The 19,541-nt window shown below is 38.1% G+C and carries 19 protein-coding genes; 2 read left to right on the forward strand and 17 right to left on the reverse strand.

Annotation, left to right across the window (positions count from 1 at the left end; translation table 11 throughout):
* Nucleotides 1–40: 40 nt before the first annotated feature.
* Both HX129_RS15295 and rpe read right to left on the reverse strand, forming a co-directional pair.
* Entirely contained in the window at nucleotides 41–448 is a 408-nt protein-coding gene (locus HX129_RS15295; protein ID WP_228257108.1) for a hypothetical protein, read from the reverse strand.
* Between the two features lie 490 nt (nucleotides 449–938).
* Entirely contained in the window at nucleotides 939–1,625 is a 687-nt protein-coding gene (rpe, locus tag HX129_RS15300) for a ribulose-phosphate 3-epimerase (protein WP_130075070.1), read from the reverse strand.
* A 190-nt stretch (nucleotides 1,626–1,815) separates the two neighbouring features.
* On the opposite strand from rpe, the gene HX129_RS15305 reads away from it, so the two are divergent.
* On the forward strand, nucleotides 1,816–2,094 hold the full coding sequence (locus HX129_RS15305; protein WP_286435129.1) for a DUF2218 domain-containing protein: 279 nt from the start codon (nucleotides 1,816–1,818) through the stop codon (nucleotides 2,092–2,094).
* 49 nt (nucleotides 2,095–2,143) lie between these two features.
* Here the strand turns inward: HX129_RS15305 and HX129_RS15310 are convergent, their stop codons facing one another.
* The 9 genes from HX129_RS15310 to HX129_RS15350 all read right to left on the reverse strand — a co-directional run bounded on the left by HX129_RS15310 (nucleotide 2,144) and on the right by HX129_RS15350 (nucleotide 10,575).
* Complete coding sequence (locus HX129_RS15310; protein ID WP_286435128.1) at nucleotides 2,144–3,238, reverse strand: M48 family metallopeptidase; 1,095 nt, start codon at nucleotides 3,236–3,238, stop codon at nucleotides 2,144–2,146.
* 20 nt (nucleotides 3,239–3,258) lie between these two features.
* Nucleotides 3,259–4,362, reverse strand: a complete 1,104-nt coding sequence (locus tag HX129_RS15315) for a YjgN family protein (protein ID WP_180045838.1) — start codon at nucleotides 4,360–4,362, stop codon at nucleotides 3,259–3,261.
* A 162-nt stretch (nucleotides 4,363–4,524) separates the two neighbouring features.
* A complete protein-coding gene (fghA, locus tag HX129_RS15320; RefSeq protein ID WP_180045840.1) occupies nucleotides 4,525–5,358 on the reverse strand; it encodes an S-formylglutathione hydrolase in 834 nt (277 codons plus the stop codon).
* A gap of 10 nt (nucleotides 5,359–5,368) precedes the next feature.
* Nucleotides 5,369–6,811, reverse strand: a complete 1,443-nt coding sequence (locus tag HX129_RS15325) for a C13 family peptidase (protein WP_130075065.1) — start codon at nucleotides 6,809–6,811, stop codon at nucleotides 5,369–5,371.
* A 133-nt stretch (nucleotides 6,812–6,944) separates the two neighbouring features.
* Nucleotides 6,945–7,751, reverse strand: coding sequence for a class I SAM-dependent methyltransferase (locus HX129_RS15330; protein ID WP_286435127.1), 807 nt, complete (start codon nucleotides 7,749–7,751; stop codon nucleotides 6,945–6,947).
* Entirely contained in the window at nucleotides 7,745–8,569 is an 825-nt protein-coding gene (locus tag HX129_RS15335; RefSeq protein WP_130075063.1) for an undecaprenyl-diphosphate phosphatase, read from the reverse strand. Before HX129_RS15335 ends, HX129_RS15330 begins: the two co-directional genes overlap by 7 nt.
* Nucleotides 8,570–8,584: 15 nt before the next feature.
* Nucleotides 8,585–9,250: a tRNA (adenosine(37)-N6)-threonylcarbamoyltransferase complex dimerization subunit type 1 TsaB gene (gene tsaB, locus HX129_RS15340; RefSeq protein ID WP_130075062.1), complete on the reverse strand. Its 666-nt coding sequence runs from the start codon at nucleotides 9,248–9,250 to the stop codon at nucleotides 8,585–8,587.
* Between the two features lie 141 nt (nucleotides 9,251–9,391).
* Nucleotides 9,392–9,922 (reverse strand): gamma carbonic anhydrase family protein, encoded by a 531-nt coding sequence (locus HX129_RS15345; RefSeq protein WP_286435126.1) that lies wholly within the window; start codon nucleotides 9,920–9,922, stop codon nucleotides 9,392–9,394.
* Nucleotides 9,923–9,960: 38 nt separating this feature from the next.
* Nucleotides 9,961–10,575: a CoA pyrophosphatase gene (locus tag HX129_RS15350; RefSeq protein ID WP_174492135.1), complete on the reverse strand. Its 615-nt coding sequence runs from the start codon at nucleotides 10,573–10,575 to the stop codon at nucleotides 9,961–9,963.
* Nucleotides 10,576–10,701: 126 nt separating this feature from the next.
* Here HX129_RS15350 and HX129_RS15355 point away from each other — a divergent pair, with 126 nt between their 5' ends.
* Complete coding sequence (locus HX129_RS15355) at nucleotides 10,702–11,250, forward strand: NUDIX hydrolase (RefSeq protein WP_286435143.1); 549 nt, start codon at nucleotides 10,702–10,704, stop codon at nucleotides 11,248–11,250.
* Nucleotides 11,251–11,321: 71 nt separating this feature from the next.
* Here the strand turns inward: HX129_RS15355 and filF are convergent, their stop codons facing one another.
* The 6 genes from filF to filA all read right to left on the reverse strand — a co-directional run bounded on the left by filF (nucleotide 11,322) and on the right by filA (nucleotide 19,453).
* Nucleotides 11,322–13,271, reverse strand: coding sequence for a putative pilus system protein FilF (gene filF / locus HX129_RS15360; protein WP_286435125.1), 1,950 nt, complete (start codon nucleotides 13,269–13,271; stop codon nucleotides 11,322–11,324).
* 12 nt (nucleotides 13,272–13,283) lie between these two features.
* Nucleotides 13,284–14,531: a putative pilus assembly protein FilE gene (gene filE / locus HX129_RS15365; RefSeq protein WP_286435124.1), complete on the reverse strand. Its 1,248-nt coding sequence runs from the start codon at nucleotides 14,529–14,531 to the stop codon at nucleotides 13,284–13,286.
* A 28-nt stretch (nucleotides 14,532–14,559) separates the two neighbouring features.
* A complete protein-coding gene (filD, locus tag HX129_RS15370; RefSeq protein ID WP_130075057.1) occupies nucleotides 14,560–16,224 on the reverse strand; it encodes a putative pilus system OmpP1/FadL family transporter FilD in 1,665 nt (554 codons plus the stop codon).
* A gap of 12 nt (nucleotides 16,225–16,236) precedes the next feature.
* Nucleotides 16,237–17,451 (reverse strand): putative pilus system protein FilC, encoded by a 1,215-nt coding sequence (filC, locus tag HX129_RS15375; protein WP_286435123.1) that lies wholly within the window; start codon nucleotides 17,449–17,451, stop codon nucleotides 16,237–16,239.
* Between the two features lie 48 nt (nucleotides 17,452–17,499).
* Complete coding sequence (gene filB / locus HX129_RS15380; RefSeq protein ID WP_130075056.1) at nucleotides 17,500–18,333, reverse strand: putative pilus system C39 family peptidase FilB; 834 nt, start codon at nucleotides 18,331–18,333, stop codon at nucleotides 17,500–17,502.
* A gap of 199 nt (nucleotides 18,334–18,532) precedes the next feature.
* The gene (gene filA, locus HX129_RS15385; protein WP_286436328.1) at nucleotides 18,533–19,453 is read right to left on the reverse strand and encodes a putative pilus system protein FilA; all 921 of its coding nucleotides are present in this window, start codon (nucleotides 19,451–19,453) and stop codon (nucleotides 18,533–18,535) included.
* Nucleotides 19,454–19,541: the final 88 nt, after the last annotated feature.

Consider the following 19,541-nt stretch of genomic DNA (forward strand, 5'->3'; position numbering starts at 1 on the left):
TTCTGAAATTATTTTGAAAATAATGCTTCGGAAAAACGGGTTAAGCTTTAGGAGGACGTAAAATTTCCTGCCAATACCCTGCAAGATGCTGAGCTTGGTAATGAGCTTGTAGTGAATTTTGTTCGAGATGATCTTCAGGAACAATCAATTTGGGAATATCGGTATTAAACCAAACAATTGAAGACTGACAAGAGAACAATGCACAATGCTGACAATCGGCATGCTTTACTTGTTGAACTTGAATCAATTGCTGATGACAATCGTTTGAATTTTGTGCCAACTCGTTATTCTGAAGCTCTAGCGCTGCTAAATCGGCACAATGTTGCTTCATCTCTTGCAGCGACATGTTTTGCATCATTGCTGCATGACTGCTATTTTTCTGCTTTTGTATAGGCTGGTGTTGCATCTGCATGCTTATCTGCATGGTTTTCACAGAAGCAACAGACACACTGCTCCATCCTATGGCAAATACCATAAGACAAACAAACCAAGCTTGTTTGCAGAGTTGTGTGAACATGTCAGCAGTCAATTAAAAATAAATACCGATTTAGCATACCCAATAATTTAAGCAGTAGCAAATGAAGCCCTGAACTCAAGATTATTTTTCTATCTAAAGTGCTACTCACTGCTCATCAGTGATCCATTCAATGCTTCAGTTAAAAATGTTGCAATGCCGCGATTTCCCATATCCTGATGCATAATTATTAAACAGCATCACCACAAGAAAACGACTAAAAATAAAGCGAAAATATAATTCTATTTCCAATAAAAAAAGAGCCCATTTGGACTCTTTTTAAACTTATTTTGTATAATTCATAAGCGATTGATCTTATTTCGCTTAAATGCTAAACAATTTATCAGCAAGCTTATCTACACAGTTATCCATAGAGTTATCATCAAACTTATCCACAATTTTATCGATATTATTGTGTAAAAGTCTAAGCCTGTTGTGAACCAACCAATGCCAATTCAGCACGCATTTCATCAATCACAGTTTTATAATCAGGTTTACCAAAAATTGCAGAACCTGCAACAAACATATCTGCACCCGCTTCCGCAATTGCACGAATATTTGCAGGTGTTACACCACCATCTACTTCTAAACGGATATCACGACCTGATGCATCAATGATTTTACGTGCTTGGCGTAATTTCTCCAAAGTCATCGGAATGAATTTTTGTCCACCAAAACCAGGGTTTACACTCATCAATAACACCTGATCAACTTTGTCCAAGACATAGTCTAAATAATGCAAAGGGGTCGCAGGGTTAAACACTAAACCTGCTTGTGCACCCCCATCTTTGATGAGCTGTAAAGAACGGTCAATATGATCCGTTGCTTCTGGGTGGAAAGTAATGATATCTGCACCCGCTTCGAGAAAATCACCAATCATGCGATCTACAGGTGAAACCATTAAATGCACATCAATCGGTGCTTTAATGCCATATTTTTTCAAAGCTTTACACACGCCTGCACCAAAAGTTAAGTTAGGTACATAGTGGTTATCCATGACATCAAAGTGCACAACATCCGCACCTGCTGCTAAAACATTGTCTACTTCTTCACCTAAACGAGCAAAATCAGCAGATAAAATAGAAGGTGCAATTAAAAATGGCTTGGACATGGATCAACCTAGCTTGAAATATGGATTTACTCAATTATAGCAAATTTCTGACTAAACTTTGCTGAAAAAGCCTGTAATCGCACATGAAACTCGACTCAGCATTGCAATAATGCAACGAAGCGTTCTATTTAAATGACAGCTTCGTACGTCATTTTTTGTTAGCTTTAAGCAAGCCAAGGAGTAAATGAGAATGAAAAGCAATACTGTTATTTTAACCCATGATGCAAAGCGCATTGCTAAACGCTTACTCAATCATTGGAAACATAAATTTGAAGTCGCTGAAACAGATGAAAAATTCAGTATTTTTATGCCTGATGCTACAGTCATTTTACATGCACAATCTGAGCGTCTCGTTGTCGATCTAGAAACAAAGCAACAAGATGACGCCCATTTACAGCATGTTATCATTGATCATTTAAATCGAATGGCACAGCAACAGTTTAGTGTTCAATGGCAACATCAGGCTTAAAATAAATGAAATGAAAGTACTCAATAAAAGAATAGCCTTTTAATTATGGCTATTTTTTCTGTTGTTTTTCAAAATCACGAACCATCTGTATGCGCTCTTGCGTTGCAGGATGTGACTCAAATACTTCAAAAATTCGATCTATTTGTGAGTCGCTCGTGCCTTCATCTGACTTTTTCTGTGCCTGTTCAGACTGTTCTTTATCATCTTTACTGTCTGTTTTTTCATATTCATCATTCAAACGCTGTAACAAGTTAGCAAAATGTGCAACTTCAATATGCTGACGATCCATCAAATTTAAAGCATATAAGTCAGCCTGCTGTTCAAATTTACGCGAGTATTTTGCACTCAACATCGCTGCTGGCAAGGAGCTAAAGAGGTCTGAGCTATCACCTGTAATCGCAATATATAATGCACTCATACCTAAACTTGATAAGCCTTGTTGTAAACTATGGCGCTCTATCAAATGTCCTTGTTCATGGGCAAGCACCCCTAAAATTTCTTGATCACTATGTGCTAACTCAACCAATTCATCTGTAACAATGATGGTATTATTCGGCAAAGCAATCGCATTTGCACCTAGACTACTGCCCTTCCTAAACAATAATTTTGCAGGGCGTCCCTCAGCAATTTTTTCAAGATATTGCTTACGAATTTGTTCTTGTTGCCCCTTTGCCAATTGACTCGGTGCAGTCAAATATTGATCAACATAGGTTTCAGCTTCATCACCTAAACGTTTCATACTGTTTTCAGGTAATTGAAACGCAATATAATGCGAAGCAGCAGGAATACCCCATTTCACTAAAGCAAAACCCAAAAAAACCACAAACACCACACTAAACAAAATCAGTGTAGGTGAACGTTCTAATTTCCAAATCGAACGATAGGCTTTTTTACCGTCTAAATGAAACCATTCAGGTAAATGATCTAAAAATTCAATACGGGCATCATCATTGAGCTCAACTGCAGGTTTAAGTTGCCCCAAAGCCCCAATCAGCTGCATATCTGCATAGCGATAATGCCGCACTAAGCGCTGATCTTCCCCATAACGTACTTGTACCGTCTGCGCATCCACGGCAAAAACTTGGGCTTGGTGTGGCTTGGACACCACACCATCATAAAAAATGACTTGTGCAGATTGTGTCATGTGGTTTTCAGCTCGTTCAGTTAAAGTGAAACATCTATATCAAAAATATCGCTAATCTCTTCTGCTAAGGCACTGTGATCCGCCTGTGCCAAATTCATCATTTGATCAGGATCATCAAGTAAAGTCAGGCTAAGTGAGTCAACCTTATAGCGATAGATACGAATTGCAGCCCATGCAGACATAAGCCCCAAAGACAAAATTTTAACGATCCAATTGGTACCAACAATCCATGCAAAACGCCATTGATTACAGTCTGTGGCAAATTTACTGTTCCCAATCACAGTATTATTCCACGTGGTGATAAAAATACGCGCACTCATCAATGGGAAAACAAACAAACCGCCCACGATATAAGCCACCCCTAACACCCCTGCAAATACTTCAGGACGAGAAAGACTACCCAAGACGCCACCAATCATGGCAGCGACCAAAATAATGCCTATAAACATAAAGGTTGGAATATAGACCGCACGCATATAATCAGGCCAATCTGCTTGTAATTTAAACTTTAGCTGTCCTGCGTATAAATGATCGATGCAATAACGCTTATATAACCAAATCAGCACAGGATAAAATAACCCCAAACTGATAATGTAAATTGCAATACATTTTAAGAATACTTTGTAGGCTTCTTTACTTGTCCCTGCAAAATAAAAACGGCTATTGGCATATTTACTATTACGTGCCGTAAAGCGCAGTGTGGCACGAATCAACCAAGGCACGGCAAGATAAAGAACAATAAAACCAATCAAGGTTGCCGTTAACGAATATTGCGAAATTGCCGAAATTGCTCCATAAATTCCCAGTGCAATCAAACGTCCAATCAGAATTTTTTTCGGTACACCTGTAAAATCAAAGCGTCGTCTAAAAAATTCAGTATTACCATAAAAGTAACGTAAACGGCGCACTTTCGCCCAAGGTGCATACAAGCTGAGCGTCACAATGGTCAGTAAAATATTTACAATCCAAATACCAAAATACTCCATCGCATCGCCATGAAATTTAAAACGGCGTACTTGAGAAAATGCTGGTGTTGGTACATTATTTTCAGATGGAAGCTCTGAGCTTTTGGTCAGGCTGAGACTTCCCTGACCTGAAAATGGTGGTGGTGTTTGTTCTTGCATCGTTTTCTCTTATTTTTAATATGTCAGTATCATCAAGACAATTCGGCAACAATATGTTTTCAATGTTAACAAAATCAGTGTATAGCGTTTTTTAATTAAAATAAATAGCCGATATTTTGTTCGAGTCATGATCGCTACAATCAATGACTCGACATTTTTTAATTACTTCTGTAATTGTGTGGCATGAAACTGCAAATGCTCATCCATAAAAGTTTGAATAAAGAAATAACCATGATCATAGCCATTCTGCATACGTAAAGTAAGTTTTTGTCCAACTTGATGACATGCACGTTGTAAGGCTTCAGGATGCAATTGACTATAAAATTGGTCATTTGTCCCTTGGTCAATGAGCACTTCAGTAAATAATGCGCCTTTGGCTAAAATTAATTGTGTTGCATCATGCTTTGCCCATTCAGCTTGGTCATGACCTAAATAATTTGAAAATGCTTTTTCCCCCCAAGGACATGCACTGGGTGCACAAATGGGTGCAAAAGCCGAAACCGATTTAAATTTTTCAGGATATTTCCACGCCAAAGTTAATGCACCATGCCCGCCCATAGAATGCCCAAAAATCCCAATTTTTTGCTTTAAAATCGGTAGTTTTTGTAACAATAAGGGATACAACTCTTCAAGCAAAAAAGCTTCCATTTGAAAGTGTTCTGCCCAAGGTTGTTGTGTTGCATTCAGATAAAATCCAGCACCTTGCCCAATGTCCCATGAATCCCCCTGCTGAACATCCTCACCACGTGGTGAGGTATCTGGGGTGATTAAGATTAAGCCCAATTGTGCAGCTAAACGCTGTGCATGTGCTTTAATAACAAACGTTTCTTCGTTACAAGTTAAACCCGCTAAATAAATTAAAGCAGGACATTTCTGCGTGGTCGCTTGTGGCGGTATAAATACCCCAAATTTACTTGGATGCTTTAAGTATTTCGAATCTGTTTGATAGATGCGTTGCTCACCCTCAAAACATTTATTTTTTTGTAATAATTCCATGGCGTATTCCCTACTGTGCGGCAACGGCAAGCGTTTGTGCTGCTTTATCGTCTGTTGATTTCACAGGTGTTGAACTCACAGCAGAAGTCACATTTTGTCGTGGAAATAAATGCTGTTCTAACTGCGGCAAGACCAATTCAATATTTTTTCCCATCACCCATTGTGGCTCAGAAGGTTCAAAACCTTGTGCACTTTCCCATTTTGCCACAGTTTCAGCAGCTTGCTGAAATGCCGCTTTCAATGAGGTTTGTTCACGCATCGCCTGATCAAAGAACGCGCGTCCAAAATAGGTGTAATCCGCTTCATTTGAACACCCAAATGAAGCACGATCTGCGGCAGAAGCCGTAATAATTAAAGTGTCTGGTGCTTGTAGTGCAGGAATAAAACTCCCTGAATAGCACGCTGAAATCACAATCACTTTCCAACGAATGCCTGATTTATCTAAAGTATCACGTAACCATTTAGGATCAACATCATTTAAATCAAGTGGGTCATTTTCCATTTCAAACTGATTTTGCAAACCATGTGAAGTCATATATAAAAATAAAACATCACTTTCACGATTCATTTGCTGACCGATACGGCGCAATGCAAGCTCCATACTGGTTTTAGATGCCAATGGAACAGTTGTACGTGTTTCAGGGTTATTAATCAGTTCAATCGAGCGTCCAAAAGTACCAAAACGTGTATCAAATTGCTCTTTAATTCGTTCAATTTCATATTTAAAAACATCTTGATAACTGACACCCGCGACACCCAAGAAATACCAATGTGTCTCAGCAAATTCACCATATTGAATTTGTTCTAATGCTTTATTTAACAGATTACTTTGCGCATAAAATGCATTTTCTGCAAAAGTAGGTGGAACTTCTTCAACTTTCCAAATCGGTTGATCTTGAATTGAGGTCTGCCAAACGACTAATGTAAACAATGTCGCTGAAATAATCAGCGCACGTTCCCACCAAGGCCATTGCAACTCACGTGCAAAAACCCAAACCACCGCCAAACTTTGCCAAACAAAAAGTACCATGAATATGATGGGCAAATAGTCATAGGTGAAATTAGGCAGATAGTCGAGTGAACCTAAAAACTGAATAAAACTTTGCAAAAATGCAATATGTGTATCTAAGACCAACCACAACAAGGCAGGCACAAGCATCAAACGAGGATTTTCCGTCCGCTGAGACAAAAAAATCCCAACAATTAACGCAATAAACGGCCATAGCGCATAACTAATTAGACCTTGCCGATTAAAAACGCCGCTCTCGCCTGCCACCAGCCAGCTAAATAATGTATTCGCACAACCACCCAAAATGCCCCAAAAAATAAGCTGTAAAATGGATGGTCGAACTATTTGTAATGCCTTACGAGACCCTAGAAACAACCAAAGTCCTGCACGTTGATTACTTTTTAAATCATGCCAAAAATTAATGGAAGGTTTGAGGTCTATCATAAAGATTCTGTAATTGCGGGTGGCTTAAATCAGCATAGCTAGTTTATGCTTGCTTAAAATATTATCAATGTATAATACGACTATATAACAATTTTTTGATGTTTTTTGAAACAGTTACCAAACTCCTTATAAGCTATCCGTTAAAATAGGCATCAAAGCGGCACGCATCTCCTTGCCATTGATGATCAGGTTGCTGGTCATTCAAAAAAACGGCGAGCCTTGGTCTTTTTACCACAACACGCTTCGCAATTGCTTGAGCTAAGACTAAAAGACGATCACCTAAATCCATTTCACCCTCTTCAGGCAATAACATGTGCAGCAATTGCATTTGTTTTTTCACTTGTGCTTGTTTCTTTACTGCTTGTTGATTTTGATCTCGTTGGGGGAACATTGGGTCTAAATACACCACATCAACGCTATTATTTTCATCAATACACTGTTGCAGATATGTATTAGAGTCTGAAAATACCAATTGAATTCTACTCACCACAGGTGCAAGAAATGGATCAGATTCACCCTGATTTTTTGCATCTTCTAATAAAGTAAATAAAATTGGATGACGCTCAATCAAAGTGACTGTTGCACCTAAGTGTGCCATGAGCAATGTATCGTGTCCTAAACCTGCTGTTGCATCAATCAGGTTAGGTTTTTCTGAAAGATTACATGCGCGAGCAATCATTTCAGATTTTAAACTCGCACGTTTGAGTCGTGGAATTTCTGCTTTCCAATCGGGCTGCATTTTCATGCCATTGGCAGATAAACTTAAGCCTAAATCATCCACACACAAGGCTAACTCAGGATGCAATCTTAAAAAACGTGCATTGATTTTTTCAACAATTTCAATATGAACAACCACTCCACGTAAAGAAAGCACAGACTGATAAGACTGTGCTTTCTCTAAAAATGTGGATTCTGTAAATAAGCGAATTTCGCTTACCATAATTTCCAACCTGTAAATGCAAACAATAAAATTAACAAACCTGATGCAATACGATACCAAGCAAATACCATCAAATCACGTTTTGCCACATAAGCAACGAGTACGCGAATACAGATCAATGCTGCAACGAAAGACACCACGAGACCAACAAAAAATACTGTCCAGTCTTGGCTTGTTTGATAAATCTGATGATTTTTTAATAGATCAAGTACACCCGCACCAACAAGTACAGGAATCCCTAAGAAGAATGAAAACTCAGTTGCAGCTTTACGTGAAACTCCGAGAATCATACCGCCAACAAGTGTTGCACCTGATCGTGACGTTCCCGGAATCAAAGCCAAGACTTGAATCAAACCAATATAAATGGCTTGTTTAATGGAAATATCTTCCACTTCTGGTGCATCCATTTTAGGCGGATTTTTTTCAACCCACCAAATGATTAAACCACCAACAATTAAACCAATTGCAACTGAAACATCATTAAACAATAATGCCTTAATGGTATCACCGAAGGTCAACCCCACAATCATAATTGGAATAGAAGCTAAAATTAAACTGATCCCAAGATGACGACCTTTAGGCTCACCAGAGAATAATCCTACTGCTGCACCCCATAATTTGCCCCAATATTCATAAATAACAGCAATAATTGCTCCCATCTGAATTGCAACGACAAATAAATCACTTTTTTCTTTCGTCCAGAAGTTCATCAATTCTGATGCCAGAATTAAATGCCCTGTACTTGAAATTGGAAGGAATTCTGTGATCCCTTCAACAATCCCCATAATGGCTGCTTTTAAGAGCAGTAAAAGATCCATATTCAATCCTAAAAATTAAGGTTTACCTTGTTCTGGAATTTTTTTCCATGCGTCATCACGCAAATAAACAGGCAATGCCAAGTCAGCACTCAACCAATGTTTTTGTTGCGCTTGTTGCCGTGCAATTGTTGCAATATCTTCAGCATTTGCAATCACACCTTGGAACTCTATTGCATCATCCTTAACTAAAGATGAACCAGAACCCACTAAGGTAAATTTTTGATACTCAGAAGCTTGCTGATAATCTAGTAATTTTTCTTCATCTACAAGTTGCATAATGTTATTTTCATCTAAACGAAAACTTGCCATATACACTTCTTTCATACGTGCATCTAATACCGCAGATACTTCAGTTAAACCATGAAAGCGATAAGCTGCCTGTGCCAAAGCTTGTAAAGTAGACACAGGAATCACAGGAATATCATTTGCCCAAGCCAATGCTTGTGTCACTGCTGCATTAATTCGTACACCGCTAAATGAGCCTGGACCACGACTAAAAGCAATTGCAGTCAAATCAGCGTTTTGTATTTGAGTTTGCTCAAAACCTTGCTCAATCATGGGCAAAATGGTTTGAGTTTGTGCTTTCGCTCGCGTATCAAGTTGAAAAAAAAGTGTTTTTGTTTCATCAACAATTGAAACGGAACACTGCTCATTGGCAGTTTCCAATGCCAGCAATTTCATGCACAACCTAATCAGTCTTAAAAATGTTGACTATGATACTCCACTCATATCATTCATGCGACTATTTCCCATCACATTCCGACATGCAAAATACACAAATGCCAAGGATCAACTTGGCTAAAATGAGCTTAAAAATTCAAATTAAAAATGCACTTCTTCTAAATCTATAAAATTTTGAAAATGCTCAGCATAATGCATTGCACTCATTTTCAAACGCACTTCGGCTTGTGCATCCAAGGTTTTAACCACACGTGCAGGCGAACCAACCACCAAAGAATTATCAGGAATCACTTTACCTTCAGGAACCAATGCATTTGCTCCCACAATGCAATTTTTCCCAATCACTGCATGATTCAAAACCACAGCATTAATACCAATGAGGCTATTATCACCAATAGTACAACCATGCAGCATGGCTTGATGTCCAATTGTGACATACTCTCCTACCGTGAGTTCAATCCCTGCATCTGTATGTAACACAGCATTTTCTTGCACATTGCTAAAGTTCCCAATATGAATTTTAGCATTATCAGCACGAACCACCGCCCCAAACCAAACACTGACTCTTTGTCCAAGTTCCACTTGACCAATCACAGTTGCATTATCAGCAACCCAACCATCAAATGGCACTTGCAACGCTTTTGGTGAATGTCCTTTAAATTTATACATCATGGTGAATCTTCCTATGCCGATGCACTTGTCTTAAAATTCTATTTTTTATTCATCATTTTGGAATGAAAGTTTGGCGAATTTAATAAAAATGGCCAATTTTTTTGATAGTCCAAACCATATTGAAATAATGATATTAAAATACGGGCAGTTAAGCCCCAAACGATCTCATTTTCAACTCTTAAACTCGGAAAATAAACCGACTGATGCGCCAAACGTACTTCATATGGGATGGGTTGAGATTCCATTAATTTTTTCAGCGGTGCATAAAAAATACGATCAATCTCAGTGGGTTGTGCAATTAAATTGATATCAGGTGGAATCAAACCCACTACAGGCTTAACCGTCATTCCGTTACGTGCCCGCTCCATGGGTAAATCACCGAGCAAAGTCACTTGAAAAGGGCTCAAAGCTGTTTCTTCCCATGCTTCACGTAAAGCCACCACGATATTACTGGTATCATTTGGATCCCGTTTTCCACCCGGGAAAGATACCTCACCTGCATGATTATTTAAATATACAGAACGGCGGGTTAATAAAATTTTAGGATCTTTTTCATGGGTAATGGCGATTAACACAGCAGCTTGAGCAGGATACGTCCTTTTTGCAAAACGTAATCGTTGTTGCAATACCTGTGTTAATAATTGCTCCTGCATAATCCCTCACTTGGCTGTTTTTGTTATTTTTACATCATATATGAAATTTTATACAGAAGGTTATAAATGATGCGAAAGTACTAAAATTCAGTTATGCTGAGTTATCTTTTTATTTCAATCAAGCCTATGCATTTTTGTACAGCCTGTGGGCATACAACAATAGATAAAATTCCCTTGGGTGATCATCAAGTCAGAAAGGTCTGTACCCATTGTGGTACGATTCATTATGTCAATCCCAAAGTGATTTGTGGTGCACTCGCCCTTTGGGAAAATAAAGTGCTCTTGTGTCGTAGAGCAATTGAACCACGCTATGGTTTATGGACACTTCCTGCTGGTTATATGGAATTGTTTGAAACCATGGAACAAGGTGCAGCACGCGAAACACGTGAAGAATCTGAAGCCGAAATTGACATTGAACAGCTCTATTGTATGTACAATATCCCGCGAATTGGGCAAATCTATGTCTTATTCAAAGGCAATATCATTGATGGACAATTTGGTGCAGGTGAAGAAACCATCGAGAGCCGTTTGTTTGAAGAAAAAGATATTCCTTGGAATGAACTCGCCTTTCCAAGTGTAGAACGGACTTTACGCCACTATTTTGCAGATCGTCAAAAGAATGTATTCCCAACGCATTTAGAAACTTTAGGCACACGCTTAGACCATACAGGCTAATGATATAAATAATCTTAAACTATAAAAAACCATCTTTAAAGATGGTTTTTTTATTTCAACCAATAGATAGATTATTGCTTAGTTTTAATTTGATAGCAGCTTGGTAATTCAACTTGTAAGCTACCAAAAGTGCGTTTTGCCAACGCTTTTTGCGCATCATTTACTTTATCTTTATTGGCTGCATTATAGATAGTTTGATACACAGCTTGCATATTTGCCCATTGTGCTTCAATCGCCTGATTACCATTCCAACCAGTAATATTAATACCGCGAGCGGTAGTTCCATCGACCAATAAGTTTTGTAAATTTAAACGTACACCACCTGGTACTAATGTATTGTCATCTGTAATCGATGCTCCCGGCAAATAAATAATTGCATCATTTAACCCGACCAATGCACCATCAATATTACCAAAGATTGGATTCGCTAAAATCATACGAATGGTAATCGACTTATCTGGAACAGTCGTGGTGTAGTTTGCCGCACCTGTAGTCCCAATTCGATATTGCTGCACACCATCATCATCTTTATAAGTTGATGGATTGATATTATTACATTTATCAGAAGTCAAATTATTTGCTGTAGGATTTGCCCCGATATTGGTACGAATATCACCATTTTCATCAATCACAATCCCTAATTTCACAGGTGCGACGCTCTTATCCTCAAAATTAAAGATAATATTTGCATACAATGGGAAAATATATTTCTGTCCCTTTTTCACCGTATTTACTGTACGGAAAACTTTATTGGTTAAATAGGTTGCAGGATTAGATTTATAGATATCAATAGTACCTGTAAAGTTTTCACTCCCGTGTGTTTGGCGCCATTCGCCATACACGGTTTTATCAGTAGGTGCTTTATCTATACGTAAAATTCGCTTGTACATATCTGCTGTACCCGCAATATTAGTTCCATTGACTAGAGTACCTTGTACCAGCTGTAAATTATCAGTTGTACTATTCGCAGCTTTGAAAATAAATGGTTGAGTAATTTTATTATTAAATTCATTCAGTAATGCATCTTGTGCATCTGCATTTAATTTCTTCGGTTCAACTTGTGTCAAAAGTGCATATTTTAATAATGATTCACTACCTGTTGGTAATGAATCCTTCACTGTAGGAACACCCATCCACTGTATTGTATAGCCTGTACTATAGCCATCACGCGTCGTGAGTAAGTACATATTGGCAATGGTTTCCTTTTTACTATTACTTGTACTCTTACCACTAAAACCACGAATATCAATGTTTACTTTCTCATTCGTAAAATATAAGAAATTTGTAGTGTAAATACCGACCTGATTTTGTTTAATTAAACGTGCTGCGGCTTGTTGTGCCGATGTCTCTGTAATTGTAGAAGCATCTAACCATGGTTTAATGAGAGCAAGATACGTCCCATCCTTAAAGTTTTGTGCAGTCACATCTGACTGAATATTTTTTAAATCTTCTTTTAAATCTTTTGATAATGTCACAGGCTGAATATCACCTTCAACAGCATCTATATCTTGCTGAATTCCTGCAGTTTGCAAGATACGAACCAATGCCGTTAAGACTCTAAAGGTTTCATCATTACCATTTGCACTGCTAATGCCTTTTCCTGTTAAACCACTTGCCATGTCCATCAAGCTAATTTGCGCAGGCTGACCATTCACCTTTAATGGACGTATCTTCGCTAAATCCACAGTACCCAATTCAATTTTTCGAGCAGATTGTGCACCTTGAATATAGAAATTTACTTTATCGCCAGATGGACAAGCACCCATTGCCACACTACTCACGATTTCAGTGACAAAATGATTGTTCTTATCGCTACTACAATCAAAATTTAAACCTGCAACAGGATAATCCACCACAAAAGATTGACATTTGTTATCAACCATATCTTCACAACCATTGGTTGAGGTTGTAACACCTTTATTTGGGTCTTCGTGAATCGTAGCACTTTCACCACCCCCACATGCCGTTAGTGCAGCCATTAAGCCTGTTAAAGCAAAGGGTAATATTATGTTCTTGTTCATGGTTGACGATCCTTACTGAATAACACTCAGTTTAATTTGTCCTTGATTTGTTAATTCATGATTTTGAATATCAATCGCTTGCGAAAGAGGTGTCATAAATAAATAATGTGCTGAATCTGGTTTCTTGAGCACACCTTCAAGCGATGCATAATGTGTTGAACTTTCATTTTGTTCTTCATTCTTAAATCCACTCACACCTTCAACTACACAACCTTTTTCATCTAAAAATACCGCTAAAGGCCAGTAGTAACTTGGTTTTTTCTGTGAAGAAGCAAAAGAGGAAAACAAAATATTTTGAATCGCGGGGTCTAATTTCACCACTTCATAAGAAAAGTTTTCCTTAATCGGTGCAACTGGGAAAAAACTCACTTCTTGATTCTTCATGGACATTGTTTTGGCTTTATCCATTTTTTTACCTGTAAAACATGCTTGTTCTAACGTTTTTACAACTTCTTCTTTAGGTAAACGATAATATGTTGTTGCAAGTACAATTGGATTATGCTCTAAAGGCTTAGGCTGTCGAATACGATCAAGTAAACTTTTACTCAACCCTTTTTGCCGCTCAACCGTTTCAAAACGTCCTCCTGTCATCCCCCCTGTTTCAGGCATGACATAAAAGCGTTTTTTGCCTTCTAAATTAAATTCATGCTCTTCCAAATATTCATTATTGACATATTGAACACCGTCAATTTCAGTAATATTACGATTCGGATTTGCGCTCTCTTCAACTTTTTTTAGATCATCTACTGTTTTTGTACCTTGCTGTACCTCTTGTTTTGGAACTAAAATGGTTGTTGCCTTTTCAGAAACAGGACTTGCTATTATTGTTTCAGGTGCCTCTCTTTGCTGAGGTGATGGTTGAGTTTGTATTTTCTGCTTAATTTGGCTTGGCATCATTTCAACGGATTGCAGCGGCTCTTGTTGCGTAACTGCAACTGGTGATAACACAATATGAGAATTTGGAGCACGCTCGTTATTTTGCAAAACAACCTCAGGTTTTTCTATAATCTGTGGAGGCTGTTTCGGTTGTACAGTAAGCGTAGGTGAAACGGTTTGCGTTTGGGGCACTATTTGTGGTGTTTGCACTACCGTAGCATTATTTTTTTGCTCAGCCTGAACTTTTATTTTTTCCTTTTTTTCAGTTTCAATCGTTTTTTGGACCACCATAGGTCGTCCATCAGGTCCGATAATCGTATAGAAATTAGCAGCATAAGTGACAGGAACAATACTCATTGCTAAAAATATTAAAGTTAATCTCATACTGCTATTCCCTTATTCTGCAATGACCTTACCATCTTGTTCTATAGTTCAAACCTAAAATAGTCACTTTCGTATTGGTTTTTACATTTAATCCTGCATAAGGGTTTAAAATCAGATTATCTACCCCACATGCATTTGACATCGAGCTTGAGCAGGCAGGAATATTGTCTCGGCTACGCAAAAAACCCACAGATAAATCGATATCAGTATCTTCATCAAAACGATACCCTAAGCCTAAACCAAACAATTGCGCATTATTAATTGGGACTAAACTATTACGCTTATCATCTGGAATTGCACTTGCACGTGGCTCATAACCTGCTCGGAGCTTCAAACGATCTGTTGCTGAATATTCAACACCAACTCCCCAACTCCATGGTGATTTAAAGCCTAAAGGCACAGATAATGAACTATCCGAAACTTCATTCGACAATAATTTTGCAATTTTAAGTGCAGAGATTTGGCGGTCAAACTCAAATTGGAATTTCTCCCACGCTTTAAAATCTGTCCAACCTAGATCAAAGTTCACTTGTAAGTCAGGTAATACTTTATATTTAATACCCGCTTGGAAATGTGCAGGATATTCTAAATCCATCGCAATCAAGCCTGATTCAGTTGGTGGAATATAGCCTGGGAAACCTAAAATTGCTGCTAAAATTTGTCCTGTTGCAGATGAGTTCAACCCTTTAATTAACTCTCTCGGTGCATTGGCAGTATCAATAAAATACTTTCCTTTCATCCGCATTTTAGCTGCGCTTTGATAGACCATCCCGAAGCCAAATTCTTCAGTTGGCTCCCAAAGCATACCTAAGTTATAACTTGGACTTAAACTTTGTTCTAATGAAACTTCCATTGCAGCAAACTTATTAAATGGACTGACCGCTTCATTTGCATTACATAGACCAAATAAAAGTAGGTCAGTAATCACATTAGAGTTTTCTCTAAAAGGTGCGCAAACAGCTTCATCCACCATACGCAATACCCCGACCATTTCATTCGGGAAACGTAAATCAGTTTTTAAAGCAACCGCATTATATGACATCCCAATCGACGCCCCAATCGACAGCTCATCATTAACTTCATACGCAATCGAAGGCGACAAATAGGTAATACGCTCAATGGCAACTTGCTGTCCCATAAAGTTTCCAGGATTGCCATTTTCTGAACCAAAACCCGCCACCATAGGTGCATAAACGGCTGTTGCGTATGTTAATTTTGAACCTGGTGGATTATAAGAGACGCCTCCCGTAGGTGCTAAAACAGGCCAACCTGGACCTAAGTCCACCACCTTTTTTAAAATTGGGACATATAAACTTGCATATTCAACATCACCACTCACTGACCCTTTATAATCTGTACATAAATTTGACGGATTATCAGGTGCATCATTACAAATTAAGGGGTCATCAGAATAACCAAAAACGTTATAACCATCTGGCGCAGAAAATTCTTTTTGTATATCAAAGTTCGCAACAATCCCTTGAACATCCGTTTGCAAACCTTTTAACTTTGTCAATGCAGCAGGGTTAAAGTGAATTGCACTAATCCCTGGTGGATCCGCAGTGACTGCATTTCCCATAGATAAAGAACGAATATCAACAGATAAGTTTAAACCTAAATGTGCAAAGACTTGTGTTGAACAACCCGTTAAAAAAATAGCAGTCACTAACGGGCGTAAGCGTGGGTATTTCATACCAGCTCTCCATTAGCTTGCTTTTTTCTTACCAAAACCTAAAATATCAAGTGGGAATGATAAACCTAAAGAAATGTCAGGTGAATCTTCCGTTAAACCAATTCCTAAAGTACCATTCACAATCGTTTCAGGCGATACACGTACCCCTAATGCAATTGAAAACATACCACTTGATTGATCAGCGGCTTTATAAGACTCGCCATTTGTATATGTAAATGATGTATTTGTATTAAAGGTTTGCTGATATGACATGGTCATCGAGACATCATAGTTAAATGAATAAGCAAAACCAAATGAGAAGCCACCTGTAATACCTGGTTCAAACTCATCTAAAATACGGGGGCCTGCATCACCACCACCACGGACTTGATTTAGACCTGTCTCTTTAAAACCATAATTTCCTGAAATTGAAGCAAATAATACCACTGGGTCGATATATTTACGGGTACTTGCACCAACACCTACAGAGTAATAACCTTTACCTGTAGATAAATCAGTGGTTGGATTAATTTCGTATGGACTATCACCCGTTTTGGTCGAAACATTACCAAATAAAATAAGAGGCAAACGTCCTGCTTTTAATGGGAAAGGCTCCCAACGTGCCCCTAAATTAATATCTCCCAAACCTGCTGCTGTTGTATCTTTAATATTATCCGACTTTGCAACGAAAGGAAGAGAAGCACTAAAAGTTAAATTATCCAATACACCATACTGCGCAGTAAAGGTATTGGTAATGGTATGACTCGCATCTTCATCCACACGTAGTTGATACAAATCACCATCATTCATTGCAGCATTGATTTGTTGATCACGATAATAAGAATAATCTAAATCATAAAACGCTGAAAATTCACCTTTTTTAATCAAAGAATATTGGCGTTCATTCGAGGTAAATACTTCTTGTAAATTGGTTTCTTGTGTTGCATCACCTTCTTTTTGCTGTAAAGCACTTGCAGCTTGCGAACCAGCAGGCGGCACTAAGGATGGCGTTGCGTCTTTATCAACTTCTACAGCGGGTTGAGATGCGGCTTCGACTGCTACAGGCTCAGCAGCTGTAGTATTTGCTGCATCTACTGTAGCATCAGATTCATCTACGACTTGACCGACATTTTGAGCGGCTTCAGTTGTATCTGTGACCTTTTCTGAAGTTTCCGCAGCATATACTCCACCAATCGCAAGTTGAATACTAACGGCTAGTAAAGTTCGTCTCATCCAATGATTATTCATTTTATTCCTACCTAAAAGTGTGATTATTCGATTTTTTCTAATCTGCTTTTACTTACGTTTATAATATAGTCGCATGAATGATGTAATTGGCTGACCTTTGGTATCTGAATTATCACCACGGTCAATTACTCGACGCATCGTAGATGCTTTATCTGCAATTTTATTAATATAATCATACGAATACTGTGCATCAACCAAAGCATATCTATTAATTGTTGCATCCTCAACATGCCTTAAATCCGCATCTTGTAGTGCTAAAAATTCCTTTTGTTGATCTTTGGGAACATTAATTAAGAATAATGTATTATTTTCCCAAATTTCTTTAAAACGCTCTTGATCGAAACTGATATTCCCTAAAGCAGGATCAGCAACGTAAACACGCCCATTCTTATATGCTTTAAAAACCACGAAATGTTTAAAGCCCGCATAAGAAATCGGGACAATTGCCGGTTGTTGTTGCTTCACCAAATCAGAAAACTCGCCCCTATAACCACCACTTTCAAAACCAATAGCAGTCACAAAACGCTTCATATCGAGCAATGAAAAGCTGCGGCGCTCAATAATACGATTATATTCACCATATCGCAATAAACCTTCCATGGTCTGCTGCTCAGTCAAACTCGTTCCTACATAACCATTTAATAATGTGGTTAAGGCTGCAGAACCACAACTATAATCATAGGCTTGACGTACAATGCCTCTAAATTGATTCTCTAAAGCAGGTTTAATTTGAACCATCTCACGATGATTTCGAGAGAAGGAAGCATTACGAGGGTCAGCAAGCTCTGTATAATACACAGCATCAGTAGGTTTTTCTTTAATGTCTAATGCATGGCTGGCAAAATAGTAAATTAGTGCCGAACCTAAAGTAATCTCTAACATATTTTTGAACTGTTCAAGTATCGGCAATAAACTGCCCGAAGTGTTAATTTTATTTTTAGAGTGAACACTCTACTTCCATGTACCTTTAAGATACCTATTTTTTCAGAAAAAGATAGCTTTTTTTTACTTTTGTTTGATTTTGCCATTTGAATAAAAAAAACGCGTGATATTCACGCGTCTTTTTTCAAATCAGATCAACTTAGTGACCAGAGATTTTGATTACAGCACCAACACCAGCACTGTTCGTAATTTTCATACCAGAGATTGCAACATCACCAATTGAACCAGAACCGGTACCTGTACCTAGAGTTGCTGGATTACCACCTGTAGGTGCAACAAATCCAGTACCACCACCTAATACAACTTGTTTGATATAAATATCTGTACCTGTTGCATTTTTAAGTGCAGTGATTGCTAAACCTTCTGGCTTAACAGCGACATCTGCATCCATCGCAAGATCAGCACTACCATTGTCATTAACTTTAATACCACCTAGTGAAATGTAACCACCAGCAGCAGCATCTTTAATTGCCAAGTTATTAATTGACAAACCACCAATCATAGAACCATTCAATTTAATCATCGCACCTTGAGGTGTGTTACCTAACTGAATATTTGCACTTAATTTACCCGTAGTTAAAGATAAACCACTTAAAATTTCCGCAGAAGCTGTACCTACTTTATAAGCACCAGCAGTACCAGTAGCATCATTTACTTCAATTTTACCTAAAGAAATATTCAAACCACCAACGTTAGCAGCAACATTTAAGAAAGGTTTTGCAGGTGTACCAGTACCACCATCTGTATCAATAACAAGATCAGCTAAGTTACCTGTTGTTAATGCTGATGTAGCACTTTTCGTTAACACTACATTATTTAAAGTAATTGCACCTGCTTTACCAGCTGTAGTTGTTGGAGGTGTACCTGCAGTTGTTGGTAAGCCATCACCATCAAAAACATGAAGTTTTGCAATATCAACTTTAGAAATATCAATACCAATCGAAATACCGTCTTGACCTGTTGCAGCGCTTAATGCAGCATCATCCATCGCTTGCATTGCCATTGCATTTGAACTTACAGCTACAGCAGAAACTAAAGCAACTTTAGTAAATAATTTCATTTGTACTCTCCCAAGAGCATTTTTTTTCATTTTTAACCACTCGCCGCAGTCTCACGTTGTTTTTATTTTTTTACAACAGAAACTTTCT

The organism is Acinetobacter sp. 251-1, assembly GCF_030329305.1.
In the GTDB taxonomy this organism is placed as follows: Bacteria; Pseudomonadota; Gammaproteobacteria; order Pseudomonadales; family Moraxellaceae; genus Acinetobacter; species Acinetobacter piscicola_A.